Source organism: Pelomonas candidula (assembly GCF_043555985.1).
Taxonomy (GTDB): Bacteria; Pseudomonadota; Gammaproteobacteria; order Burkholderiales; family Burkholderiaceae_C; genus Pelomonas; species Pelomonas candidula.
Map to the genome: position 1 here is coordinate 528,895 of NZ_JBIGIC010000002.1, position 24,623 is coordinate 553,517.

The following is a 24,623-nucleotide window of genomic DNA, read 5'->3' on the forward strand; positions in this document are numbered from 1 at the left end:
GCATGGCGGCTGTCACTTTCATGGTGGCGGATCACCTGCCCGCGCGGCTCAAGCAGACAGCAGTGCCGGAGGCATTCCAGCCTTACGGTGACGGCGTGGAACGCTCCATCCAGGCACTGGAACGCCTCCCGGGCTTCACCATCGCAGGCGCCGCCGCCAATGTGAAGCGAAGCCGGGCCATCGGCTCCTGTGTCCCGGCCATCAAGGCGTCGAAGACGCTTTGCAGAATCTCCCTGCCAAGCAGCCAGGCCCAAGCCTTGCAGGCAGCCGCGGACCGCATCGCCTTCGATCCCGGCATCGCCGCCCCGTGCATCCAACTGCCGGCGCACAGCGCCCTCGCCAATTCACGCGCACCATCGCCGGACGAGCGCCAGCGTCTTCATCGTCATGTCATGGCTCGAGAACGCCTGCCATGCCGCGAAGAGCGGGCCGAGCGGCTTCTTCCTATCAGGTCGCGGATGGCAAACGCAAGTGCCCCCTCATTTGTCCGTTCATCGTCCGGCCTGAATTCACTCTCTGCCACAAGGAGATGCCATGCGTCGTCAACAAGTCCTGCGCCACTTGGGTGAGGGAAGGCAGCGCCGTGCTGGCTTTGCCGCCGCCGTCGAAGCGACAGCGCACCCGTCGATCCCACCCGAGTTCTCCCCTCGGGACTACGTCGCCTACCTGCTCAGCATCGACGCCGAGATCGAGCATTGCCTGATGGTGCAGTACCTGTACGGCGCCTACTCCATGGGCGGGCCGCAGGTACCGCCCGAATACCGCGAGCTGGTGCGCGAATGGCAGGAGGTGATCCTCGGCATCGCGAAGGAGGAGATGGGTCATCTGATGTCCGTGCAGAACGTGCTGCGCCTCATCGGCGCGCCCCTGCATCTCGAGCGTGACGACTACCCCTGGGACACGCCCTTCTACCCCTTCCCCTTCATGCTCGAGCCGCTCTCGCTGGACTCGCTGGCCAAGTACGTGTTCACCGAGTCGCCCGAGAACTGGCATGGCGGCGCGCTGGGCGACGAGATCCGCGCCCGCGTGGCGGCCCAGGCGGACAACCCGCACAAGGTGGCCGAACTGTTCGGTGTGCTGATCCCGCTGATCCAGAACCAGCACGTCCTGCCCGACGAGATCTTCGACGCCAACACCTGGCCCTGCCAGGCCGACTGGGCGGAGTGGGGCCGTGGCTATCAGGGCGGCCAGCGCGGCAATCTCACCCGCAGCGGCATCCCCAACACGCCCGACGTGCTGGTGGTGCCGCTGGCCTCGCGAGACGACGCGGCAGCGGCGCTCACCGCGGTCGCCACCCAAGGCGAGGCGACCTCGGGCGACCAGCCCTCGCACTTCGTGCGCTTCCTGGCGATCTACGTGGAGATGCTCGCCGCGCTCGAGGGCCGCACCATCACGCCCGAGCAATGGGACGCGGCCAAGCCTGCCGACATGGGCGCCACCACCTGGCGCAGCGCCTATCGCGAGGAGCGCCTGAAGCGCTGCAGCCATCGCGCCGGCTGGGCACCCGCGCGCGCCGTCGCCATCAACCCCTATGTGACGCTGGACACCGCCGCCCTGCCGGAACAGGGCGACACCCCCACCACGCCGATCACGCATCCGGAGTCCAGGCTGTGGGCGCATCTGCAGAACGTGCGCTACCGGATGCTGCTGGACTTCCTGAGCCACAGCTTCATCCTGTACGGCGGGCTGCGGTCAGCGGGCCGAATGACCCCGCGCGGCACCATCATCAATGCGGCCTTCGGCGAGATGTACAACCTGCGCGCCCTGGCCGAGGTGTTGATGAGTTCGCCAGCGTCCGACAACCCGGCAGACGGTCTCGCCGGCCCGCCCTTCCAGACGCCCTACACCTTGAACAGCCCCAACTCCGAGCGTGACCGGTGGCGGGGTCACCTGGACCGGCTGCAGGCCTCCCGAACCCTGATCGACAGCCTGCTGGCGATCTGTGCCGACTCCCGCAAACCCTATCTGTTCGCCCTGCGCGAGGCCGACGAGAAGCTGGTCCAGCTCGCCACGACGATCCTGTCCGGTTCGGTCGATCCCGCGTTGATCTAGGAGACCTTCATGCCCATTCTGGAACTCCGCATCCTCCCGCCTGTGGCCATCGGCCGACTGGGCGCTGCCGCCGAGCCGCTGGAGGCGTTCGAGCTGATGCGCGACCCGGAGCGGCCGCTGGACTACCGCCGCATCGTCCCCTGCCCGTCGTTCAAGGTCGACTCCGCCAGCGGTGAAATCGTCGCGACCTACACGCCCGAGAAGGTCCGCTTTCGAGATGCGAACCACCTGGTGCGCCCCCTGGCACCGTTCCTCGAAGTGTTCGCCCGGCTGAGCAGCGCACCGGACGAACTCGTCCCCCTCACGCTCGACCTGCTGGCCGCGGAAGGGCTGGCCATCGCGGACCTGAGCTGGGACGTCGCCGTGGGCAACATCAAGGTGTTCCGCCGCACCGGCAATGCCCAGGACAAGATCGAGGCGACGGTGAGCGACCTGCGCGACCACGCGGTGCACCCTCTGGAGGGCCGTTGCGAGCACTTCCTGCCGGGCAAACAGCTGCCGCTGGGGCAGGTCCAGTTCATCCGACCCACGGCGGCGTTTCCCCAGATCCGCCTGCGCTTCACACCCGCCGGCGGGCATGTCTACGGCTCGGCGCTGAAGCGCCAGACGGGGCCCGACCAGTTCGAGGCCGACCCGGTGATCAAGACCGCCGCGCAGGTCCTGTACGACACGACGCGGGGCAAATGGCAGGGCTACTTCGACACCGGCGCCCCCGGCGAAACCAATCCCGGCAGCATCTACGCGGGCTGGGACACACCCACGGATGCCGACGGCAACAGCTATCACGTGAGCTGGGGCTACCTCGACGATGAGTGCGACGGCACCGTCACCGTGAAGCTCAGGATCGGCGCGCAGGTGTTGACCGCCCAGGCCGTCATCGGCGCCGGGCCGCCGGCCTATGCGCCCGACACGCTGCCGGTGCGCGTCGTTTCCGACGAGGTCGAGCAGATCCTGTTCGGCGCCAGTGTGGACGAGGGCTCGATCTCCCTCGACGACGCGGCCGAACTGGTGTTCCGCGCCCTCGAAACCGTGCGCCTGATGAACACGGCGGTGATGAACGGCAATCCGGTCAACGGCCGCTTGAACACGGCCTCCACGATGGTGCGCCAGAACAGCGCCGACTTCGAGCGCCTGTACGAGCCCATCGCGGCGGCGTCCCTGGCCGACAACCTCGCGCTGCGCGCCCTGCACGAGCGGGTGTTCGCCGGCCTGGCGGCCCGTGGCCTGCCGTGGTTCGCCCAGGCCTTGCGCCAGCCCGAGGAAATCGGCGACCTGAGCTCCGCCACGCTGCGCAAGATGCCCGCCCTGATGCGCGGCGCCGACGGGCGCAGCCTGACGCTGACCCGGCGCCACATCGACATGGTCACCAAGGCCGCGCAGCGCGCGCTGAACGAGCTGGCCGCGGCCCACCAGGGGAAATCATGAGCACATCACCCAAAGTCACCATCGCCGCGGACAACCTGACCGCGCAACTGCACTACCGCGGCGCCGGCAACCCGGCCTCGGTGTTGCCACGCAGCGCGATCTCCAACTGCTTCCCCGGCCTGGAGTTCGACTTCCGCAACCTGTGGCGACGCGCCTTCGAAGGCATCGTCCTGGTGGAGAACAACAACCTCGTGGTGGGTGTCGAGTCGCAGGACTGCGCCGACCTGTTGGGGCGCCGCCTGCTGAGCATCAAGGACCCGGTGACCGGCGAGGTCCTGCCCACCGGCGTCCTGACCAGCGGCCCGATCTATCCCAGCTCGGACTCGACCGCCCAGCAGGCCCCGTCGCAGACGCTGAAGACCGCGGCCAATCCGAACGGCGTGTCGTTCATGGAGTGGTCCAACTCCTTCGCGCGCGTCATGGCCTACCAGGGGCAGCTCATCGAATGCGTGTTCTCCGCCTACTCGACCACCTCGCCGCCGCTGGACGGCACCGAGGTGTTCGCCGACACGCAGGATCTCTACACCGGTGCACCGATCAAGACCCTCACCCGCTCCCTCAGGCTGCGCCAGGTCTTCAAGCCGGGCACGGCCGAGGTAGCGGCAGGCGTATTGCAGCCCGGCGAGCTCACCCAGGGCCTGTGCGCGCCCTGGCAGAACGACTACCGCGAATGCGCCTGCTACTACTGGGCCGCGAGCCGGCCGGACTACGTCAACGTCGAAGCCGGCGCGGACGGCCTGAGCCATGGCGACATGTGGTTCACCAAGAAGCGCACGGGCACCTACATCCCCGACAACCGCGTCGATTCGCGCCTGTGGTCCTACGACGACTTGTTCGTCGCCTGGCAACAGCACCTGCGCTTCATCATCCGGGGCAAGGATGCCGATGAATCCTGAGCCTGTGGCGGCCAACGCGGTGGCTGCAGCGCGCCTGGCCGCGCTGTCCTCCCGCCCCCGACTGCGCGACGCCCACTGGATCGAAGGCGAGTGGGGCGCGCAGCTGCTCGTCGTCAACGGCAGCCGCCTCTACCAGGTGCCGCCGCCGCTCGCGAGCGACTTCCGCGCCGTGTTCGAGGCGGCCGACGCCGGTGGCCTGACCCGGCTGCTGCAGGCCCACGATCTCCAGGCCGAGCCCTACATCGACGACGTGCCCCTGGCCGCGCCGCCGGCGCACGCGCTGTCGCTCGCCGTGGCGCAGAAGTGCAACCTGGGCTGCACCTACTGCTACGCGGGCCAGGGCGAATTCGGCGGCAAGGCCAGGAACATGGAGGAGGCCGTCGCCCGGCAGTCGGTGGACTGGCTGCTCGACCAGGCGACACCCGGCGGCAAGGTGAACCTGGCCTTCATGGGCGGCGAGCCCCTGGCCAACCGCGCGGTGTTGCAGAGCACCACCCGCTACGCCGCCGAACGCGCGGCGGCGCGCGGCGTGGACTGCCGCTTCTCGCTGACCACCAACGGCACGCTGCTCACCGAGGCGGATGCCGAGTTCTTCGAGGCTCATGGCTTTGCCGTCACCGTCAGCCTCGACGGCGCGCCCGAGCAGCACGACCGCCTGCGCGCGTTCAAGGGCGGCAAGGGCTCGTTCGAGCAGATCGTCGAGCGCCTGCAGCCGCTGCTGCTGCAACAGCGCCGGATGCAGGTGTCCTGCCGGGTCACGGTGACGCCCTTCAACCTCGACCTGCCGCGCATCCTGGATCGCTTCATCGCGATGGGCTTCCACAGCGTCGGCTTCTCGCCGCTGCTGCGGGCGGCCAACGGCCGCGCCGAGATGGGCCAGGACGAATTGGCCGAGATGCTCCAAGCCATGATCGCCTGCGGGCAGGCCTTCGAGCAGGCGGTCATCGAAGGCCGCCGCTACCCCTTCATGAACATGGTGAACGCGCTCAAGGAGTTGCAGCGCGGCAGTCATCGGCCCTATCCCTGCGGCGCGGGCGCAGGCTACTTCGGCGTCTCGGCCGAAGGACAGTTGAGCGCCTGCCACCGCTTCGTGGGCGACGAGGCCGGCGCGATAGGCGACCTCGCCAGCGGCGTGGACCGGCCGCGCCAGGTTCAATGGCTGGCCGAGCGCCACGTGCACCGCCAGTCCCCGTGCAGCGATTGCTGGGCGCGCTACCTGTGCGGCGGCGGCTGCCATCACGAGGTGATCGCGCGCGGACGCGGCGCCTGCGACTACATCCGCGGCTGGCTGCACTACACCCTGGGCGCCCATCGCCGCCTGGCGCAGGCCGCCCCCCAGTGGTACGCGGGGCCGCATGACTGAGCTGGACTGCCTGATCATCGGCGCGGGCCCCGCAGGCACCTGCGCTGCGTTGCGATTGCTCCAGCTCGGCTACCGCGTGGGGCTGGTGGAACGTGCGCGCTTTCCGCGTTCTCAAATCGGCGAGGCGCTCACACCCGGGATTCGAAACATCCTGGAGCTGCTGCAAGCCGACGATGCGCTGGCCGGCTTGCCCCACATCGCGGGTCGGCCCAGCGTGCTGCGTTGGGAACACGACGCCCTCCAGCCAGCGGCGCAGTCCGACACTGCCGTGGTCGCGCGAGCGGAGTTCGACGCTCGCCTGCTGGCGTTGGCGTCGTCCCGCGGCGCGCGGCTGTGGCAACCCGCGCGGGTGCAAGCCATCGAAGGCAGGCCCGAAGCGTGGCGTGTCCAGGTCGTGGAGACTGCGACGGGTACGGCGAGTCATTTGAGGGCCCGCTGGCTCTTCGAAGCCACCGGACGTCACGGCACGGCGATAACACGATGGGCCTGCGCCCCCAACTTGGCCGCACTGTGGGCCGAGTTCGATGCCGCCCAGGTCGCCCCTGACTGCCTCGCCGCAACGAGGGTGGAAGCCCTGGCGGACGCCTGGTTATGGGCTTCTGTGTTGCCGAGTGGCCGGCTGCGCGTCATGGTGCTTGCAGACCCTCACGCGATTGGCGGCGGCCTGGATTCCTCATGGCGACGTGCACTGGCCTCGAGTCGGAGCCTGCCGGCACTGGCCGACCTGGCGCCCGCGCAGCCGCTGCGCATCTGCTCCGCGGCGCCCTACCTCGATACCGCGGCGTGGCGGCCTGGACGGGTCAAGATCGGCGACGCGGCATTTGCGCTCGACCCCGTCTCAGGGTCCGGCGTAGAGAAGGCCATGCGGTTTTCCCTGCAGACCGCCGTGGCCTGGCACACCTGGTCGACCTCGACCGACGACGCCGGACGCAGCTTGGCGCAGCAATACTTTTCCCAGCAGCTGAACCAGACCTGCGCCCGTCATGTGCGGTGGTGCGCAGCTCACTATGCGAGCGCATGGAGTGCGGCCGGCGACTTCTGGCGCGCCAGGTCGACGCCACCGATCCAACGCACCACACCCACCGCCTCTGCCATTGGCGAGCCCACGGCCGATTTCTTCTCGAGCCTGGCCGAGGCCCCGTCCGCCGAACCACCGCCTGCAGGCCCGGATCAATGGCCGGCCAACGCACGCATACGGCTGGATGCGGCATGCCAGCTGGTGCCGCAGCTCTGCGTCGTGCAGGACCTCGTACGCACCGCGCCGGCCCTCACCCACCCCCACTTGCCTCGGGCCGTGGCGTTCGTGGCCGATCAGGCCATTGCCTCGCACTGGGGTCTGCTGCGCCGCGAACAAACGCTGGGCGAGCTGCATGACGCGCTGGCCCGGACGATGCGCCCCGAGGCCGCCGGCGCGATGGTGGCCTGGCTGCGGCGCAGTGGCGTCATGGTCCGCGCCGCCTGAGTGCTCGTCCACAAGACACGGACCACGACATTCCAACCACCCCCGTTGTCACTTCCCGGGTTTCTTCGTAGCTGTGAAATTCTCAATTCAAGGAGATTCGAAATGACGATCCCCACGACGCCCCAGCCGCCCTACCCCACCTATACCCCGGCGGTGCTCGCGCAACCCGCCGACTACGGCGTGCTGAAGCAACTTGAAGGCACCTGGGTCAACTACAACCCGGACAACAGCAGCACCGGCTGGGGCCTGCACACCACTTGCATGCCTTCCCCCGGCACCAACTCTGAAACCATCTTCGGCATCTTCCACTTCCTGTGCGAGGACTACACGGAGGAGTTGACCTTCAACCTGGTGGACGGCGGGGTCCGCAACCGCGGCGGAGCCAACGAACAATTCGTCGGCGCGGTCCTGTACAACCAGAGCATCCAGCGCGTCAGCGACGGAGCGGGCATCCACAGAGAGGATGGCATGTACCTCTGGTGCAATCAGATGTACAACCATCCGGCGGACGAGCAGTCGGTACTGGAAGACAACGGCTATCCCGGCATCGGGATCGGCGCCGGCGCGAACGGTCCCAATTTCGTACCGCCCTATTCGATCGCACGCAGCGGCACGATCCCCCACGGCAGCTCGATCATGCTGACCGGCGGCTTCCAGGTTGCCCAAGGCAAGCCTCAGTTCCCCAGCGGAACTGCCGCCTGGCAGACCCCGTTTCTCTCGATCTCGCCCAGCATGGGTTCGGCAGGCGCGACTCCGAGCGACCCGCTCAATCTCGACGAACCCGCGCCTGCCTGGGCACACGACAAGTCGCTTCCGGTGACCGACCCCGACGGCAATCGAACCTATACGCAACGAATCGTTGCCGACAGCCACTATCCCTATTCGGTGCGGCCCGACCTGCGCTTGCGCGATGCCATCAAGGATCAGGAGATCACGGGATACACGCTGATCGAGCTGTCCAGCCAGCACGACGGCGGACCGCAAGGCGGCATCCTGAACATCCCGTTCGTCAAGCGCTTCGCCAACGTGACCGAAGTCAACTTCAGCATGTGGATAGAAACCGTGATCGAAGACGGGCAGGAAATCCTGCAGCTTCAGTACCGGCAGATCGTCGTCTTCGAATTCATGTTCGGCTCCGACGGCGGCACCACCCGCTGGCCGCATATCCAGATCAATACCTTGCGCAAGAAGCCGTCCGACGGTCTAAACATTCAGGCCCCGAAGGCTTTCTCATTCAAGAAATCCTGAACGCTTCGATCTGGCGGTCCTGCCGACAACCGCCTGTCGCCCGCGTCAGCTGGCAACGCGGGTGCGGCCGAGCTTGTACCAGAGCGCCCGCTCGCTGATGCCCAGCAGCGCGGCTGCCCGCCGCTTGTTGTCGCCCGAACGGCGCAAGGCCTCCGCGATGAGGCTGGCCTCCAGGTCGGCCACGGCGTCCGAAAGCGTCAGCGAGTCCCGGCCGGCCCAGGATTCAGCGGCCACCTCTGGCGCCGCTGCCGGCGGCGCGACCAGCTGGCCGCCGAGGTCTGCCGGCAGATGGGACGGCAGCACCTGCACCACGCCCTGCCGCGGCGGGCCGGCCAGGATCAGGGCCCGCTGCAGCACGTTGTCCAGCTCGCGCACATTGCCCGGCCAGTCGTAGGCCAGCAGCCGGGCCTGCACCTCGGGCGCGAACACGACCTGGTGATGCTGGCGCAGCGCCAGGTGCTGGGCCAGCGGCAGGATGTCTTCGCGGCGCTCGCGCAGCGCCGGCATGCGCAGGTGGAAGACGTTGAGCCGGTAGTAGAGGTCCTCGCGCAACAGGCCCTGGCGCACGGCCTCACGGGGATCGCGGTTGCAGGCCGCGATGATGCGGACGTCCACCGGCACGGGCTGGCTGCTGCCCAGGCGTTCGATGCACCCCTCCTGCAGGGCCCGCAGCAGCTTGGGTTGCAGCGCGAGCGGCATCTCGGTGATCTCGTCGAGGAAGAGCGTGCCGCCATCCGCCAGCTCGAAGCGGCCGACACGGTCCTTGATCGCACCGGTGAAGGCGCCCTTCTGGTGGCCGAACAACTCGGCCTCGATCATCTCGGCCGGCAGCGCCGCGCAGTTCACCGCGACGCACAGCCGCTCGGCCCGGTCCGAAGCCCGGTGCACCGCGCGGGCCGCAACCTCCTTGCCCGATCCCGTCTCGCCGGTGATGAAGACCGAAGCCCGCGTCGGCCCGACCTGACGGATCTGCTCGAACACCTCGCGCATCGCGGGGCTGTGCCCGACGAAGTCCTGCGTGCTCGGCTGCACCTGCTCCTTGAGGTAGCGGTTGTCCGCGCGCAGCCGCTCGCCCGCCAACGTGCGGCGCACGGCCAGCTCCAGCACGTCCATATCGACCGGGCGCTGCAGGTAGTCCTGGGCGCCCAGCTTCATCGCCTCGACGGCGCTGTCCACCGACCCTTGCGCCGTCATGACGAGCGCGGGCACCTGCAGCCCACGGTCGGCCATGGCCTTGAGCAGCCCCAGGCCGTCGAGCACCGGCATGCGCAGGTCGGTGAGCACGAGGTCGAAAGCGTCCTCGGCCAGCAGGTTCAGGGCCTCCTGGCCGTTGCAGGCCAGGCGCACGGTGTGCCCAAGCCGGCGCAGTCCGATCTCGAGCACGCGGCGCATTGCGGGCTCATCGTCCACCACGAGGATCAGGGCTGGAATCATGCGGGGTCGTCGGGCATAGGTGCCGGGATCTGTCGGCGCGGCAGTGTGAACTCGAACCGGCTGCCGCCAAGGGCGCTGCGCAGCACACGGATGCTGCCGCCATGCGCCTGCACGAGTTGCTGAACAACCGCCAGCCCCAGGCCGATGCCATTCTCGCCGCGCGTCACGAACGGGTCGAACAGTCGGTCAGCGATGTCGGGCGGCACGCCGGGGCCGTCGTCGTCGCAGGCCACCGTGAGCAGGTCCGGCGCATCACGGGCGGAAAGCAGCACGCGCCCCCCCGAACCGGCCGCCCGCAGCGCGTTCTGCACGAGGTTCAGCGCCACCTGCAACAACTGCTCTTCGTCGCCCTGGAACACCGGGGCTCGCGCCCCCAGGTCCAGCTCCAGCCGGGCCGGCGCCAGGACCATCTGCGCCGCGTCGGCCTGGCGGGCCAGCTGCAACTGCTGGCAGCGTTCCAGCACCTGATGCACATCGCAAGGCGCGAACCGCGGCGCGCGCGGGCGGGCCGTGTCCAGCAAGGTCGTCACCAACCGGTTCAGCCGTTCGGTCTCGCTGCGCATCAGGCCCAGCAACTCGCGGCTGTCGGCGCCCAGGCCCGGCTCCCGCTCCAGCAATTGCGCCGACGAGCGCAGCACGCCCAGCGGCGTGCGCACTTCGTGGGCCATCACCGCGGCAAGCTCGCCCAGCATGGCGAGCTTGGCACTGCGCACCAGCTGATCGCGCGAGCGCTGCACCGCACGGACCATGTCGGCATGCGCCTGGCCGAGTTCGTCGAGTTCCGCGATGCCCGCGCGGGGCTGCTCGGGCGTGGCGCCGTCCTCGCCCCGGAAGCGCCGGGTGGCCTCGGTCAGCGCGAGGATGGGCCGGGCAATCGCCGTCGTCATCAGCGTGGCGGCCAGCACGGTGGCCAGCGCCACGGCGGCCAGCAGGCCGACGAAGATGCGGCCCATGCCACGCACCGGCGCCAGCGCCTCATCGCGCGGCTGGATCAGCAGCGTGACCCAGCGTGCGCCCGCAAGCCCGGCCATCTGCCGCGACGCCGCAGCGCCGGCGATGACCGGTTCGCCGAGCCAGCGCCACTCACCTTGCGCGCCGTCGCCGGTCTGCAGCGCCTGCAAGGCCAGCGCCTGGGTCTCGGCCTGCAGTTCCGGGCTGGCCAGGCGGGCGGCGGCAGGCAGGCCTTCAGCGGCGACCCAGCCGCCCTGTGCACGCAACAGCAGCACGGTCAGCTGCCCCTGGCTGGCGTTGCGCAGGCTCTGCAGCAGCGGCAAAGCCGCCAGCTCCAGCCGCAGCCGCCCCGGTGACACGGACTCGCCCGGCGGCGGCGGGATGTCGACCTCCAGCGCCAGCGACTGCCGCTCGTTCACCAGCCCACCGGCGGGCGACAACAGCCGCGCGCCGCGCCCGAGGTCGGTCGCGATGCGGTGCTCGGCACCATCGTCCGGGCGCCCGTTGCGGGCGGCCTCCGTGCTCGCCACGATGCGACCGCCGGCATCGATGCATTCGAGCCGGTCGTACTGCCCCGGGTAGCCCTCGCGCAGCGCATGCAGGTCGTTCAGCACACGCTTGTCCACGTCACCCAGGCGCAAGTCCCGCATCAGCTCGGAGCGCCGCCAGGCCAGCGCGTTGTGCAGGTGCTCGGCCAGCATGCGGTCCAGTTGTTCCTGCAGCACCGCGGCCTGCGCATCGAGGTTCGCGGCGATGCGCTGGCTCATCACGTCGCGTGTGCGGCTGAAGCTCAGCCAAGACAGTGCGATAGCGGGCACGAGGCCAAGCAACATGAAAGCCAGCAGCAAGGCACGTCGGAGCGTCACGGTTCGAATGCAGGGATGGGTTGGAGTTACTCGTCAGGCCGGCATGTTTCCTGCACCGGCCCCGCGTCATGCCAGAGAATGCTGCCGCGATGAACATTAGCATCGAACGTGCCCGGGCCCGGTGGGCAGCGGCGGGCCTTGGGCTGATGCTGGGCTGGGCGCTTGCCATGCCCGCGCTCGCTCAGTCCGGGGAAGGGCCTGCGATCGGCACGCAACTGCGCGACGGGCTGACGCTGGGCGGCTATGCAACGGTCGAACTGGACGTGCCCCGCGGCAGTACGCCTGCAATCGGCGCTAACGGTGTGGCCGACATTCACCGCAACGCCGCCGACGCGCCGCCCGCCGCCAGATCGCAAGCCACCGGCCGCACGACGCTCGCGCTCAGCCACCTGAGCGCCATCCTGTGGTGGGAGCCCAGCCCGCAGTGGAAGCTGCTGGCGGAGGTGGACAGTCAGCACGGCCTGCAGATCCCCGCGCACGACGAGGGCCGCGACCGCCCCGACTCCGGCGCCACCCTCGCGCTGGAGCGCATCTACGCCGACTGGCGGGCCAGCGACGCGCTGACCTGGCGGGTCGGCAAGTTCCTCACTCCCATCGGCCGCTGGAACCAGGACCATCCCGACCCACTGACCTGGACAACGTCCCGCCCGCTGCTGTCGCGCTCCGCCTTCCCGGCCAACGCCACGGGCGTGATGGCCTTCGGCAGCACGAGCCTGGGCCTGTCGGACGTGGACTATCAGATCTACGTCGCCCCGGGGCAGAACTGGCGTGCGGGCGCCGCCCAGGATGCCTTCTCGCGTGCCGTGGGTGCCCGCGTCGTGCTGCCGCTGGGCAGCGACGCGCAGCTCGGCATCTCGATCGCCGGCTTCAACCAGCGGGACGAGGACACCGACCATCGCCGCCTCGGTGGGCTGGACCTGTTGTGGCAGCTGGGGCGACTGCAGGTGCATGCGGAGGTACTGTCACGGCGCGGGGGCGATGGCTACGAGAGCAGCGAACACGGCGGCTTCGTGCAACTGGTGCATCCGCTGGGCGCGGGCTGGTCGGGCGTGCTGCGGGTGGAGAAGCTGGAGTACGAGAGCCGGCCGGCGCTGCACAGCACCGTGCTAGGCGTCGTCTTCAAAGGGCATCGGCACTGGGTCTTCAAGGCCGAATACGACCGCACCTCGACCGACAGCCCCGACCTGCCCAGCGGCTGGCAGCTGTCCGTGACCGGCCTGTTCTGACCGGGATGCGACAGCGCCCCCTGCGCCCCCGGCTGCTCGCCGCCGCAGCGCTCATGCTGCTGGCTGGCGTCTGGCAGCACGCCTGGCCCGCGCCGGAGCCTGGCATCGCCGTCGTGATGGGCCCCGGTCCGGTCACGACGGTCAATCTGCCGACGGTCGCCGCCATCTTCCGCCGCAAGCGCCAGTTGTGGGACGACGGCAGCCGCATCGTGCCGGTCAATCTGCCGGCGGCGCATGCGCTGCGACGCCAGTTCTCGCTGCGGCTGTTCAAGCGCAGCCCGGAGGACATGCAGGACTACTGGAACGACCAGTACTTCCACGGCGTGCTGCCACCGGCCGTGCTGGCGTCCGAGGAGGCGGTCATCCGCTTCGTGGCCAGCACGCCGGGCGCGATCGGCTACGTCTCGTCCTGCACGCAGGACAAGCGCGTGATCGTCGTGGCCCTGGTGCCTGGCACCGACGCCAGCTGCCCGCACTGAGCCCCGCCCGTAGCGCGCAAAAGTTTGCGCAGTGCGCAAGCGAGTGCGCAAGTTCTTGCGGGTCTGGGGGCGGCAAGCCCTTGATTTCGGCTGCCTGACCCTGTTCGGCACCTGGAACGGCAATTGCGCTGAGAGCACCTGGACAGCCCGCCGGCCATGGGGCCGAGCTGCCGCCGGACCATGGACTCCTTGCTTGCCAACCCGCTCATCTGCAAGGGCCCGCTGCTGTGGCAGCGGCCCGAACAGTTGCTCTGGCTGCTCGTGCTGGCGCCGCTGGTGGAGGAGTGGGTCGTGCGCGCCGGCCTGCAGGAAGCCCTGCTGCAACGCATGGCGCCGCCCGCCGGTCGCGCCCGGCTCGTTAGCGTGCTGCTGGCATCGCTGGCCTTCGCCGCGCTGCACGCCGGCCGCGGCTGGGGCACGGCGCTGATGGTCGCGCCGATGAGCCTGCTCATCGGCAGCGTCTACGCCCGCCAGCGCGACTGGCGGGCCTGCGCCGCCCTGCACGCCGCCGGCAACCTGGCGGCCTGGGCCAGCTGCCGCCCCGAATTCACCTGAGTGCTACCGAGGACAGACCTTGCCGTTTCGACTCCGACCCTCCCCTGCCCACCTGCACGGCCATCGCAACCGGCTGCAGCGCTGGGCCCCGCGCCTGACGACCCTGCTGGCCCTGCTGGCGCTGGCCCTGGCAATGCTGCTGGCGCTGACGGTGCCGGGTCTTGCCCACGCCGCCGACGCACTGGCCGGCAAGACGCTCTACCAGAGCGGCAACAGCACCGCCCAGGCCTGCGCGCTGTGCCATGGCACCAACCCGTCGCAGAACATCTCCCGCATCCTCCTGGGCGCCAACAACCCGACGCTGATCACGCAGGCGATCAACAACAACACGGGCGGCATGGGCATCTACAAGAACAAGCTCACGTCGACCGACATCGACAACATCGCGGCCTACCTGGCCAACCCCAGCGTGACCGCTGCGCCGGCCATCAGCGTCACGCCAACCAGCCTCAGCTTCGCGACGACGACGGTCGGCGCCAGCACGTCCGGCAGCGTCGTCGTGTCCAACACGGGCACTGCGGCACTGACGCTGAGCGCCATCAGCCTCAGCGGCACGGCCGCCGCGAGCTACGCGCTGGGAACGGGCAGCAGCGCCTGCGCGGCCGGCGGCAGCGTGGCCGCAGGCGCCAGCTGCACCGTCTACGTGACCTTCAAACCGCAGGCGGCAGGCACCCTGGCAGCATCGCTGGTGCTGACGCACAACGCCAGCGGCGGCAGCACGACGGTGGCGCTGTCGGGCACCGGCAGCGCCGTGCCGGCACCGGTCATTGCGCTGTCGGCCAGCACGCTGGACCTTGGCAGCAGCGTGGTGGGCACGGCCGCGGCGGCCAAGTCGGTGACCGTGTCCAACACCGGGACCGCGGCGCTGAACTTCAGCGCGTTGACGCTGGGCGGCAGCGACGCCTCCGCCTTCTCGCTGACCGGCAGCTGCGCCGTGGGCCAGGCCGTGGCGGCCGGCGCGAGCTGCACGCTGACGCTGGGCTTCACGCCCAGCCGCATCGGCACCCACAGCGCCAGCCTGAGCATCGCCTCCAACGCCAGCAACGGCGCGCAGACGCTGACACTCGCCGGCACCGGCACGGCGGTGCCGGCACCGGTCGCCGCACGTTCGCCAGCCACGATCGCGTTCGGCAACGTCACGATCAACACGGCCGCCGCCGCGCAGGTGGTGACCTGGTCCAACACCGGCACGGCCGCCATGACGCTGGGCACGCCGACGCTCGCCGGCGCCAGCGCGTTCACCCTCGCGAGCAACGGCTGTGGCACCACGCTGGCCGCCGGCGCGAGCTGCACGCTGGGCCTGGCCTACACACCCACCGCCATCGGCAGCGACACCGCCACGCTGAGCCTGCCCTCCAACGGCAGCAGCGCGGCGCTGACGGTGGCGCTGAGCGGCAGCGGCATCGCCGTGCCGGTGGCCACGCCGGTGCTGTCGGACAGCGGCACGATCAGCTTCGCCGACACCCTGACCGGCCAGTCCTCGGCCACGCACACGACGACGCTGTCCAACACCGGCAACACGGCCTTCACGATCTCCAGCCTCTCGCTGTCCGCCGGCTCGACGGTGGACTTCCAGCTCGCCGGCACCTGCGCCACCGGCGGCAGCGTCGCCGCGGGTGGCAGCTGCAGCATCGTCACGAGCTTCGCGCCGGTGGAACCCGGTTCGCCCCTCACCGCCACGCTCAGCCTGCAGACCAACACCGGCGCGAGCTATGCGCTCACGCTCAGCGGCAACGCGGTTGCCACCGGCGCGCCGCAGCTCACGCTGACGCCGGCCACGCAGGACTTCGGCAGCGTCACGGTCGCCCAGGCCAGCGGCGTGCAACGCCTGACCCTTTCCAACCCCGGCACCCAGGAGGCCACCGTGAGTTCCCTGAGCTTCAGCAGCAGCGTGTTCGCGCTGTCCACCACCACCAGCGGCGACTGCAGTGCAGCGCCGTTCACGCTGCTCCCCGGCAAGGGCTGCACACTGCCCGTCGTCGCCACGCCCACGGCCACCGGCAGCGCCAGCGGCACGCTGACCGCCAAGGGCAGCGGCCCGGCCGGCAACGCCGTCGCACTGACGGCCAGCGCCACCCTGAGCGTCACCGGCACCGCGGCTGCCACGTCCAACTCCAGCGGCAGCTCGGGCGGCGGCGGCTGCACGGCCACCACGAGCGGGCGCGACGCCAGCCTGCCACTGCTGCTCGCGGGTGCCATCGTCACCGGCCTGTGGCGCCGACGTCGGCAGGCGCTGCAACGCGCCGGCGGCGCCCTGGCACTGGCCCTCGCGGTGGCCGCACCGTCGGCCCGCGCGCTCGACGTCGGCGCACAGCCCCCCGGCCTCGATCTGCCCGGCCTGAACGGCGAGCGCGTGACGCTGGCCCAGTACCGCGGCAAGGTGGTGTGGCTGGACTTCTGGGCCTCCTGGTGCGGCCCGTGCAAGCAGAGCTTCGGCTGGATGAACGACATGCAGGCCAGGTACGCCGCAGCGGGCCTGCAGGTGCTCGCCGTCAACGTCGATGCGCGCAGCGCCGATGCGCAGAAGTTCCTCGCCGAACACCCGGCCCAGTTCGCCGTCGCCCTGGACGCCAACGGTGCCACGCCACGCAGCTTCCAGGTCAAGGGCATGCCCACCAGCGTGCTGATCGGCCCGGACGGCCGCGTGATCGCCGTGCACCAGGGCTTCCGCGAGGCCGAGCGCGCCGAGCTCGAACAACAGATCCGTCAAGCAATCGGAGCCACCCGATGAAATCCACCGCCCCCCCGAACCGCCCGCTGCTGCTGCTGGCCGCCGCCGCGCTCTGCCTGGCCGCCAGCGGCTGCGCCAACCTGGCCGATCCCGTCCAGCCCTGGGAAAAAGGCAAGCTCGCCAAACCCGAGATGGCCTTCGACGGCGACCCGCTTCGCCAGGGCCTGATGGAGCATGTCTACAGCAGCAAGGAAGCCTCGGCCGGCGGCCATGGCGTGGCGGGAGGTGGCTGTGGCTGCAACTGAGTCTCGCGCACCCACCGGCGGCGCCATCCTCGCGGCGGCCCTGCTGCTGCCCGGCCTCGCGCCGCTGGCCCAGGCCGACGAACCGCCCGAGCGCAACGCCGTTGACGTGAAGTTCATGTCCTACGAGGACGGCCAGCCCGGCCTGAGCCGCATCCGCGTGCACTCGCCGACGGTGTCTTTCACCAACCGGCTCGGCGAGCACTGGGCCAGCAACCTGACGCTGGTCCACGACGACGTGTCGGGTGCCTCGCCGCGCTGGCACAGCGACATCAGCAGCGCCTCGCACATGCACGACGAGCGCGAGGCGGTCGACCTGCAGGCCACCCGCTACTTCCAGCGCGCGTCCGTGACGCTGGGCGCCAGCTCGTCCAATGAACACGACTACCGTTCCAAGGGACTGTCGGTGCTGGGCAAGTGGTCCACCGACGACAACAACACGACGCTGTCGCTGGGCACCTCGGTCAGCAACGACCGCATCAACCCGGTCAACAACGTCGTGCAGGACGAGCGCAAGCGCACCGCCTCCTGGATCGCCGGCGTGACCCAGGTGCTCAGCACGGAAGACGTGCTGCAGCTCAACGTCGGCTACACCGGCGGCCACGGCTACTTCTCCGACCCCTACAAGCTCGTCGACAACCGCCCGCGCAGCCGCGACGAGACCACGCTGTCGGTCGGCTGGAACCACTACCTCGACCCGTTCCAGGCCGCGCTGCACACGAGCTACCGCTACTACAGCAACACCTGGGGCGTGCGCTCTCACACCCTGGGGCTGGAGTGGGCGCAGCCACTGCCGAACAACCTGACGCTGACACCCTCGCTGCGCTATTACACGCAAAGCGCCGCCAGCTTCTATTACGGGCCGACCTACGACCCCGCGCTGGGCGCGCCCTTCCCGGTGGGCTACACGCTGGGCAGCACGGCCTACAGCTCGCCCGACCAGCGGCTGTCGGCCTTCGGCGCGCTGACCGTGGGCCTGAAGCTGGACTACCGCATCGACCGCGACTGGAGTGTCAACGCCAGCCTGGACCGCTACGAGCAGCGCAGCAGCTGGCGGCTCGGCGGTGGCGGCAGCGCGGGCCTGGCGGCCTTCCACGCCAACATCCTGCAGCTGGGCCTCAGGTGGCAGTACTAGCCGCCGGCCGCCGCCATGCCTGAGCTCATCGTCGAGAACCTGCCCTTCCAGGCCATGGCCTCGCGCTGCAACCTGCGCGTGGCGGCGCCCGACCCGGGCACGGCCCGCCACTGGGCCGACCTGGCCGTGGCCGAGGTGCGGCGCATCGAGCAGACGTTCTCGCGCTACCGGCCCGACAGCATCGTGTCGCGCATCAACGCCGCGGCCGGCGGCGAGCCGGTGCGCTGCGACGCCGAGACCCTGGCCCTGCTGGGCTACGCCGACCAGCTGCACCGCAGCAGCGACGGCCTGTTCGACATCACCTCCGGCGTGCTGCGCCGGGCCTGGGACTTCCGCCACCCGCGGCTGCCCGATGCGGCCGAGCTGCAGCAGCTGTGCGGCCTGGTCGGGTGGCAGCGCGTCGAGCGCGACGGCGACGCGATCCGCCTGCCGCAGCCCGGCATGGAGCTGGACTTCGGCGGCTTCGGCAAGGAGTACGCGGCCGACCGCGTCGCGGCCGTGCTGCACGCGGCCGGCGCCCGTCACGGCTATGTCAACCTGGGCGGCGACCTGCATGCTCTGGGCCCGCAGCCCGACGGCCGCCCCTGGATGATCGGCATCCAGCATCCGCGCGAAGCCGGCCGCGTGACAGCCGAACTGGCGCTGAGCCAGGGCGGCCTGGCCACCAGCGGCGACTACGAGCGCTTCTTCGAGCTCGATGGCCGGCGCTACTGCCACGTGCTGGACCCGCGCACGGGCTGGCCCGTGTCGCACTGGCAGTCGGTGAGCGTGGCCGCACCGCTGTGCATCGCGGCCGGCAGCTGCACCACGGTCGCAATGCTGCTGGAAGCACGCGGCAGCGCCTTCCTCGAGAACACCGGCCTGCCCTGGCTGGCCATCGGCCCCGACGGCCGCCCTCACCGCGGCCCCGCCAACGCACCCGACGCCTAACGCCACCATGCTCCTGCAACGCCTCTGCGCCCTGGCCCTGAGCGGCCTGCTGCTGCCGCCCGCTGCCCACGCGGCCGACTTCCTCGACGTGGACGATGCCTTCACCCCCCAGGCCGAGCTGCGCGCGGCCGGCCCGGCACTGCATCTGCACTGGCGCATCGCCGAGGGCTATGCCCTCTACCGGGACCGCCTGCACCTGAGCGTCGACGGCCAGCCCCTGCAGCCGGTCATGCCACCGGCGCAGGTCAAGCCCGACCCCGATACCGGCGAGCCCCTGCAGGTCTACCACCGCAAACTGGACGTGGCCGTCGCGCTGCCAGCCGGCGCGCACGAGCTGCGGCTCGACTACCAGGGCTGCGCCGACGAAGGCCTGTGCTACCCGCCCGAGCAGCGCGTCGCGCGGCTGGACGGCGCCAGCCCGGGACCGCTCGCGCTGCAACAGGCCGACCCGCCCGCCGAGGCGGCGACGACGCCCGCTCCCGTGGCCACGGTGGCCGTGGCGGCGCCCCCGGCCGCCGACACCGACCGCGCCAGCGCCGTGCTGCGCCAGGGCAGCGCCTGGCAGGTCACGGGCCTGTTCCTGCTGTTCGGCCTGCTGCTGTCGTTCACACCCTGCGTGCTGCCGATGGTGCCCATCCTGTCGTCCATCATCGTGGGGCAGAAGCAGGCCACGCGCGGCCAGGGCCTGCGCCTGGCCGGCGCCTACGCGCTGGGCATGGCCCTGGTCTACACGGCGCTGGGTGTGGCCGCGGGCCTGGCCGGCGAAGGGCTGGCCGGCTACCTGCAGCAGCCGGCCGTGCTGATCGGCTTCGCCGCGTTGCTGGGGCTGCTGTCGCTGTCGATGTTCGACGTGTTCACGCTGCAACTGCCGGTCGCGCTGCAGACGCGGCTGTCGGCCGCGAGCGACCGCGCCGGCGGCGGGGCGCTCGGCGGCGCGGCGGTGATGGGTGCGCTGTCGGCGCTGATGGTGGGCCCCTGCGTGGCGGCGCCGCTGGCCGGGGCGCTGCTCTACATCGGCCAGTCGCATGACGTCGTGCTGGGCGGCCTGGCCCTGTTCAGCCTGGCCGCGGGCATGAGCGTGCCGCTGCTGCTCGCGGGCATGTCGGCCGACCGCCTGCTGCCACGCGCCGGCGCCTGGATGGACCGCGTCAAGCATGTCTTCGGCGTGGTGCTGATCGCCACGGCCTGGTGGATGGTGCGCAGCCTGCTGCCGGCCAGCGTGGCCGTGGCCGGCTGGGGCCTGCTGGCGCTGGCAACCGCGGCCTTCCTCGGCGTGTTCGAGCCGCTGCCGGCCCACCCGGGGCCCGGGCTGCGTGGCCTCAGGACCGTGGCGCTGGGGCTGGCGCTGTTCGGCGCGCTCGACCTGGTCGGCAGCGCGATGGGCGCCGACGACCCGATGCAGCCGCTCGCGCCGCTGTCGCGCGGCAGCTCGCTCGCGTCCGCCTCCACCGCCACGCTGCCCGAGAACAGCCGCGGCTTTCGCACCGTGCCCGACCGGGCTGCGCTGCAGGCGGCGCTAGGCCAGGCGCAACGGCCGGTGCTGCTGGACTTCTACGCCGACTGGTGCGTCGCCTGCAAGGAGCTGGAGCGCGACACGCTGCACCACCCGGCCGTGCAGCAGGCGCTGGGCGGCTTCGAGCTGCTGCGCGTCGACGTGACCGACAACAGCCCCGAGCACCGTGCGCTGCTGCGCCAGTTCGGCCTGTTCGGCCCGCCGGGGCTGGTGATGTTCCCGCGCGGCGACACCCAGGCTCGCGACACGGTGGCCGGACTGCTGCCGCCCGAGCTGATGCTGGCGCGGCTCTGCGCCCTGTCGCCGCAAGGCTGCGCGTCGCGATGAAGCGCCACGTTCCAGGAGGCCTTGGCCGATGACTGCCGACATTCAACACACAGTGGGCTTCGTGGCCTTGCGGCTGGCCGCACAAGCGGGCGGCGCCGGCCCGATCCTGGGCGGCCTGAAGGAGATGCAGCCATGACGGCCGCGACCGATGCTGGCGAATGGGAGTCTCAGCGGCTGCATTCGCGGGGCTGGGTTGTTGCGGCGGCGGTGTTCGCATGGCTGGCTGCCACCGCGTGGGCACGGCCGCTGATGCTGCCCGACGAGGGGCGCTACGTCGGCGTGGCGCTGGAGATGCTGCGATCGGGCGACTGGCTGACGCCGACGCTCGACGGCCTGCCCTACTTCCACAAGCCACCGCTGTTCTACTGGATCACGGCGACCTCGATGTCGGTCTTCGGCGCCAACGCCTGGGCCGCCCGGGCCGCGCCGTTGCTCGGCGCCTGCCTGGCGGCCCTGTCGCTGCATGCCTTCGCGCGCCGCTGGACGCCGGCGGGCGAGGCGCGTGTGGGGCTGCGCGTGCTGCTCGTGCAGCCGCTCTTCTTCCTCGGCGCGCAGTTCGCCAACCTCGACATGCTGGTGGCGGGCTGCATCAGCGCCACGGTGCTGCTGCTGGCCGATGCGGCGCTCAGCGCCGAGCACGGCCGCCAGCACCACGGCACCCGCGAGGCGGCCTACGTCATGGCCGCCCTGGGCGTGCTGGCCAAGGGGCTGATCGGCGCCGTGCTGCCGGGGCTGATCGTCGCCCTGTGGCTGCTGCTGCGCCGGCGCGGCGCGGTGCTGCGGGCGCTGATTTCCTGGCGCGGCGTGCTGCTGTTCACGGCCATCGCCTGCCCGTGGTTCGTCGCCATGCAGCTGCGCTTCAACGGCTTCCTGGACTATTTCTTCGTGGTCCAGCATTTCAAGCGCTTTGCCGCCGGCGGCTTCAACAACGTCCAGCCGTTCTGGTTCTACCCGGCGGTACTGGCCGCGGGCGCGGCGCCCTTCCTGCCCTGGCTGCGGGCAGCCACGGCGCGGGGCTACTTCCAGCACCCCAGCCGCAGCCCGGTGCGGCTGCTGATGGCGGTGTGGCTGGTGGTGGTGGTCGGGTTCTTCTCGCTGCCAGCGTCCAAGCTGATCGGCTACGTGCTGCCGGCCGTGCCGCCGCTGGCCTGGCTGATCGCCGACTCCTTCCTCGCCCGGCCGGCACCGTCGGTGCGTTCACGGCAGCTCTGGCACGCCAGCTTCGCAGTCGCCGCGGTGCTGGGCCTGGGCATCGTGGCGTGGTTCAGCTGGCAACCCAGGCACTCGACGCGCGAGCTCGCGCAGATCATCGCGGCCCGGCGCGCGCCCGACGAACCGGTGTTCATGCTGAACCACTACGATTTCGACGTGCCCTTCTACGCGCACCTGCAGGCGCCGGTCCGGGTCGTCGACGACTGGTCCGGCGACGAGGTGCAGCGCCAGGACAACTGGCGCAGGGAACTGGCCGATGCCGGGCGCTTCGCACCTGCCGCAGCGCGCCTCTCGCTGCTGGAGAAACGCGACCTCGCCTCTGCCCTGCGCCAAGCACCCGTCAACTGGGTGCTGGGCCCTGCCGACGCCGCGCTCACATGGCCCCTCCTCCTGCATGCGCAGCCGGTGGCCACGGTCCGCGGCACCACGCTCTGGCGGGTCGTGACGGACGCTCGGTAGCGTCATCCGCGACCTGCCCGGGATTGCTGATCGCGGCGCGAGCGGCATTTGGCCGCCCCGAGAAGAGCCTCCATGGTCGCCACCAAAACTACGCCTCTGCTCATGAGCGTGCCTGTTGATGTTGCTGCCTTACAGACTTCTTTGACGGCCGACAAGTGCCGTTGATCTCGCAGCGATCTTGCTGACGAAACGGCTTGTCGGCGCGCCGAGTGCAGGACTAGGATGGCCTCGACAAGTTGAAGAACCAGGGCTGCATGACCCGCTGATCGAACGGTGTCCACCGACGGTCGGCGCCGGCCAGCCTCGGGTAGGGAGCCGTCATCAAGCCAAACCGGCCTGCGCGCCGGCCTGGCCTCGCGCTCCTTTCCGACAGGCTTCGGTCAAGCGACCCGACTCAAAGGACGGAGACGCAGATGCATCGAGCCCGACGACTGCTCAGCCCCCTGGCCGCCAGTGCGGCGCTGTTGTTGACGTCGATGGCACGAGCCCAGACGCCGCCGACCGGCGAAGACCTGCTGCGGGAGGCCGAGCGGGCCACAAAGCCGGCCCGTCCCGCCGCGCTGCCGGCGCCCGCGGCGCCCAGGCCGTCCCCCACGACGCAGGGGCCCGGCGTCGTCGTGGAACGCTTCGATGTCCAGGGTGCCCAGCTGATCGATGCCGGGTCGCTGCAGGCCGTGCTGAAGCCCTGGGTGGGGCAGCGGCAAGACCTGGCCTCGCTGCAGCGCGCGACCGAGGCCATCGTGGAGGCCTACCGACAGCGCGGCTACCTCGCACGCGCCTGGCTGCCGGAGCAGGAGATCCGCCAGGGCGCCGTGCGCATCCAGGTGGCCGAGGGCCGGCTGTCGGCGGTGCGCATCGACAACCGCGGCGCGCCGCGCGCGCTGCCCGAGGCACGGGCGCGCGACTACCTGCTGGCCCGCCAGAAGGAAGGCGAGCCGCTGCGGACAGACGACGTGCAGCGCGCGATCACGCTGCTCAACGAGACGCCGGGCATGCATGCCGCCTCGGTGCTGGAGCCGGGCGACAAGGCCGGCGACACGCGCCTCGTCGCCGCACTGACCGACGCCCCGCTGCTGAGCGGCAACGCGCTGCTGGACAACACCGGCGCCCGCGCCACGGGCGAGGCCCGCGTTGCCGTCAACCTGGCGCTGAACGGGCCGCTGGCCCAGGGCGACCAGTGGACGCTGGCCACCTTCGGCAGCAAGGGCTCCACCTACGGCCGTGCGGCGGTGGGGCTGCCGCTGGGCAGCGACGGGCTGAGAGCCACGCTGCAGACCTCGGCCCTGCACTACGGCTACGACCTGAACACGGTGCGTTACGCCGGCAACGCCAGCACGCTGGGTGGGCTGTTGAGCTACCCGCTGCAGCGCAGCACCGAGCGCAACGCCAGCCTGCAGCTCGCGGTCGAGCGCAAGCACTTCAAGAACCTCGTGGCCGGCGTGGAGCTGAGCCGCAAGCACATCGACCTGATGACGCTGTCTTTCAACCTGGACCGACGCGACAACTGGGGCGGCGGCGGTGTCTGGATGGTGGCCGCGCAGGCCGTGGCCGGCAAGCTGGACATGTCGGGCAACGCCGCCGACCTGGCCAGCGACCAACTGGCCGGCGGCCCGCACCGCAACGGTCGCTTCGCCCACTTCAACCTGTCACTGACGCGGCTGCAGCGGCTGGATGCGCGACAGACGCTGACCGTCTCGGCCTTCGCACAGGAGTCCAGCAAGAACCTGGACCCGTCCGAGAAGCTCCAGCTCGCCGGCCCCTACGCGGTGCGCGCCTACAGCGTGTCGGAGCCCAGCGTGGACGCGGGGTTGCTGTTGAACGTGGACTGGAAGTTCAAGTTCGCGCCGACCTGGGCCGTCAGCCTGTTCCACGACCAGGGCCTGGGCTGGCGCGACGAGAACGTCAACGTCGCCACGCTGCAGCCCAACCGCTTCCACCTGAGCGGCTCGGGCGTTGAGCTCAGCTGGGACGGGCCCGATGGCCTGGCGGCACGGGCCGCGCTGGCCCACCGCCACGGGCGCAACCCCACGCGCAACCCCGCGACCCAACTGGATGCCGATGGCACGCACAAGGAAACGCGCGTCCTGCTCTCGCTGTCCAAGTGGTTCTGAGGCGGC

General features: G+C 70.5%; 19 protein-coding genes. 17 read left to right on the forward strand and 2 right to left on the reverse strand.

The features are described 5' to 3' along the window. Positions 1 to 2 precede the first annotated feature (2 nt). From ACG04R_RS05945 to ACG04R_RS05975, 7 genes are all read left to right on the forward strand, one after another. Positions 3 to 569, forward strand: coding sequence for a hypothetical protein (locus tag ACG04R_RS05945; RefSeq protein WP_394407185.1), 567 nt, complete (start codon positions 3 to 5; stop codon positions 567 to 569). Further along, positions 535 to 2,052: a ferritin-like domain-containing protein gene (locus tag ACG04R_RS05950; RefSeq protein ID WP_394407187.1), complete on the forward strand. Its 1,518-nt coding sequence runs from the start codon at positions 535 to 537 to the stop codon at positions 2,050 to 2,052. The genes ACG04R_RS05945 and ACG04R_RS05950 overlap by 35 nt, the downstream gene beginning before the upstream one ends. A gap of 9 nt (positions 2,053 to 2,061) precedes the next feature. Further along, on the forward strand, positions 2,062 to 3,477 hold the full coding sequence (locus ACG04R_RS05955; RefSeq protein ID WP_394407189.1) for a hypothetical protein: 1,416 nt from the start codon (positions 2,062 to 2,064) through the stop codon (positions 3,475 to 3,477). Continuing rightward, positions 3,474 to 4,373, forward strand: coding sequence for a LodA/GoxA family CTQ-dependent oxidase (locus tag ACG04R_RS05960; RefSeq protein ID WP_394407191.1), 900 nt, complete (start codon positions 3,474 to 3,476; stop codon positions 4,371 to 4,373). The genes ACG04R_RS05955 and ACG04R_RS05960 overlap by 4 nt, the downstream gene beginning before the upstream one ends. Continuing rightward, the gene (locus ACG04R_RS05965; protein WP_394407193.1) at positions 4,363 to 5,736 is read left to right on the forward strand and encodes a radical SAM protein; all 1,374 of its coding nucleotides are present in this window, start codon (positions 4,363 to 4,365) and stop codon (positions 5,734 to 5,736) included. The genes ACG04R_RS05960 and ACG04R_RS05965 overlap by 11 nt, the downstream gene beginning before the upstream one ends. After that, positions 5,729 to 7,198, forward strand: coding sequence for a flavin-dependent monooxygenase QhpG (gene qhpG, locus ACG04R_RS05970; RefSeq protein ID WP_394407195.1), 1,470 nt, complete (start codon positions 5,729 to 5,731; stop codon positions 7,196 to 7,198). The genes ACG04R_RS05965 and qhpG overlap by 8 nt, the downstream gene beginning before the upstream one ends. A gap of 102 nt (positions 7,199 to 7,300) precedes the next feature. Continuing rightward, positions 7,301 to 8,446, forward strand: a complete 1,146-nt coding sequence (locus ACG04R_RS05975; RefSeq protein ID WP_394407197.1) for a peroxidase, FMP-type — start codon at positions 7,301 to 7,303, stop codon at positions 8,444 to 8,446. A 45-nt stretch (positions 8,447 to 8,491) separates the two neighbouring features. On the opposite strand, the gene ACG04R_RS05980 is transcribed toward ACG04R_RS05975, so the two are convergent. Then, complete coding sequence (locus ACG04R_RS05980) at positions 8,492 to 9,880, reverse strand: sigma-54-dependent transcriptional regulator (protein ID WP_394407199.1); 1,389 nt, start codon at positions 9,878 to 9,880, stop codon at positions 8,492 to 8,494. Further along, complete coding sequence (locus tag ACG04R_RS05985) at positions 9,877 to 11,697, reverse strand: sensor histidine kinase (RefSeq protein WP_394407201.1); 1,821 nt, start codon at positions 11,695 to 11,697, stop codon at positions 9,877 to 9,879. The genes ACG04R_RS05980 and ACG04R_RS05985 overlap by 4 nt, the downstream gene beginning before the upstream one ends. Positions 11,698 to 11,864: 167 nt before the next feature. Between ACG04R_RS05985 and ACG04R_RS05990 the strand changes: the two genes are divergently transcribed. The 10 genes from ACG04R_RS05990 to ACG04R_RS06035 all read left to right on the forward strand — a co-directional run bounded on the left by ACG04R_RS05990 (position 11,865) and on the right by ACG04R_RS06035 (position 24,617). Next, positions 11,865 to 12,923: a hypothetical protein gene (locus ACG04R_RS05990; RefSeq protein ID WP_394407202.1), complete on the forward strand. Its 1,059-nt coding sequence runs from the start codon at positions 11,865 to 11,867 to the stop codon at positions 12,921 to 12,923. 5 nt (positions 12,924 to 12,928) lie between these two features. Further along, on the forward strand, positions 12,929 to 13,402 hold the full coding sequence (locus ACG04R_RS05995; protein WP_394407204.1) for a hypothetical protein: 474 nt from the start codon (positions 12,929 to 12,931) through the stop codon (positions 13,400 to 13,402). Between the two features lie 180 nt (positions 13,403 to 13,582). Beyond that, a complete protein-coding gene (gene mrtJ, locus ACG04R_RS06000; protein WP_394407206.1) occupies positions 13,583 to 13,957 on the forward strand; it encodes a JDVT-CTERM system glutamic-type intramembrane protease MrtJ in 375 nt (124 codons plus the stop codon). Between the two features lie 19 nt (positions 13,958 to 13,976). Next, positions 13,977 to 16,688 (forward strand): choice-of-anchor D domain-containing protein, encoded by a 2,712-nt coding sequence (locus tag ACG04R_RS06005; RefSeq protein WP_394407208.1) that lies wholly within the window; start codon positions 13,977 to 13,979, stop codon positions 16,686 to 16,688. Beyond that, a complete protein-coding gene (locus ACG04R_RS06010; RefSeq protein ID WP_394407210.1) occupies positions 16,685 to 16,933 on the forward strand; it encodes a DUF4266 domain-containing protein in 249 nt (82 codons plus the stop codon). Before ACG04R_RS06005 ends, ACG04R_RS06010 begins: the two co-directional genes overlap by 4 nt. Next, a complete protein-coding gene (locus ACG04R_RS06015) occupies positions 16,920 to 18,065 on the forward strand; it encodes a DUF3570 domain-containing protein (RefSeq protein ID WP_394407212.1) in 1,146 nt (381 codons plus the stop codon). Before ACG04R_RS06010 ends, ACG04R_RS06015 begins: the two co-directional genes overlap by 14 nt. 15 nt (positions 18,066 to 18,080) lie before the next feature. Then, entirely contained in the window at positions 18,081 to 18,995 is a 915-nt protein-coding gene (locus ACG04R_RS06020; RefSeq protein ID WP_394407214.1) for an FAD:protein FMN transferase, read from the forward strand. A gap of 7 nt (positions 18,996 to 19,002) precedes the next feature. Then, entirely contained in the window at positions 19,003 to 20,835 is a 1,833-nt protein-coding gene (gene dsbD / locus ACG04R_RS06025) for a protein-disulfide reductase DsbD (RefSeq protein ID WP_394407216.1), read from the forward strand. 132 nt (positions 20,836 to 20,967) lie between these two features. Next, positions 20,968 to 22,506: an ArnT family glycosyltransferase gene (locus tag ACG04R_RS06030; RefSeq protein WP_394407218.1), complete on the forward strand. Its 1,539-nt coding sequence runs from the start codon at positions 20,968 to 20,970 to the stop codon at positions 22,504 to 22,506. Positions 22,507 to 22,919: 413 nt separating this feature from the next. After that, a complete protein-coding gene (locus ACG04R_RS06035; protein ID WP_394407220.1) occupies positions 22,920 to 24,617 on the forward strand; it encodes a ShlB/FhaC/HecB family hemolysin secretion/activation protein in 1,698 nt (565 codons plus the stop codon). The last annotated feature ends 6 nt before the right edge of the window (positions 24,618 to 24,623 follow it).

Bases quoted from the DNA above. Each gene is read 5' to 3' on its own strand.
- ACG04R_RS05945 (WP_394407185.1), top strand. From the start codon at position 3: ATGGCGGCTGTCACTTTCATGGTGGCGGATCACCTGCCCGCGCGGCTC.
- ACG04R_RS05950 (WP_394407187.1), top strand. From the start codon at position 535: ATGCGTCGTCAACAAGTCCTGCGCCACTTGGGTGAGGGAAGGCAGCGC.
- ACG04R_RS05955 (WP_394407189.1), top strand. From the start codon at position 2,062: ATGCCCATTCTGGAACTCCGCATCCTCCCGCCTGTGGCCATCGGCCGA.
- ACG04R_RS05960 (WP_394407191.1), top strand. From the start codon at position 3,474: ATGAGCACATCACCCAAAGTCACCATCGCCGCGGACAACCTGACCGCG.
- ACG04R_RS05965 (WP_394407193.1), top strand. From the start codon at position 4,363: ATGAATCCTGAGCCTGTGGCGGCCAACGCGGTGGCTGCAGCGCGCCTG.
- qhpG (WP_394407195.1), top strand. From the start codon at position 5,729: ATGACTGAGCTGGACTGCCTGATCATCGGCGCGGGCCCCGCAGGCACC.
- ACG04R_RS05975 (WP_394407197.1), top strand. From the start codon at position 7,301: ATGACGATCCCCACGACGCCCCAGCCGCCCTACCCCACCTATACCCCG.
- ACG04R_RS05980 (WP_394407199.1), bottom strand. From the start codon at position 9,880: ATGATTCCAGCCCTGATCCTCGTGGTGGACGATGAGCCCGCAATGCGC.
- ACG04R_RS05990 (WP_394407202.1), top strand. From the start codon at position 11,865: ATGCCCGCGCTCGCTCAGTCCGGGGAAGGGCCTGCGATCGGCACGCAA.
- ACG04R_RS05995 (WP_394407204.1), top strand. From the start codon at position 12,929: ATGCGACAGCGCCCCCTGCGCCCCCGGCTGCTCGCCGCCGCAGCGCTC.
- mrtJ (WP_394407206.1), top strand. From the start codon at position 13,583: ATGGACTCCTTGCTTGCCAACCCGCTCATCTGCAAGGGCCCGCTGCTG.
- ACG04R_RS06010 (WP_394407210.1), top strand. From the start codon at position 16,685: ATGAAATCCACCGCCCCCCCGAACCGCCCGCTGCTGCTGCTGGCCGCC.
- ACG04R_RS06020 (WP_394407214.1), top strand. From the start codon at position 18,081: ATGCCTGAGCTCATCGTCGAGAACCTGCCCTTCCAGGCCATGGCCTCG.
- dsbD (WP_394407216.1), top strand. From the start codon at position 19,003: ATGCTCCTGCAACGCCTCTGCGCCCTGGCCCTGAGCGGCCTGCTGCTG.
- ACG04R_RS06030 (WP_394407218.1), top strand. From the start codon at position 20,968: ATGACGGCCGCGACCGATGCTGGCGAATGGGAGTCTCAGCGGCTGCAT.
- ACG04R_RS06035 (WP_394407220.1), top strand. From the start codon at position 22,920: ATGCATCGAGCCCGACGACTGCTCAGCCCCCTGGCCGCCAGTGCGGCG.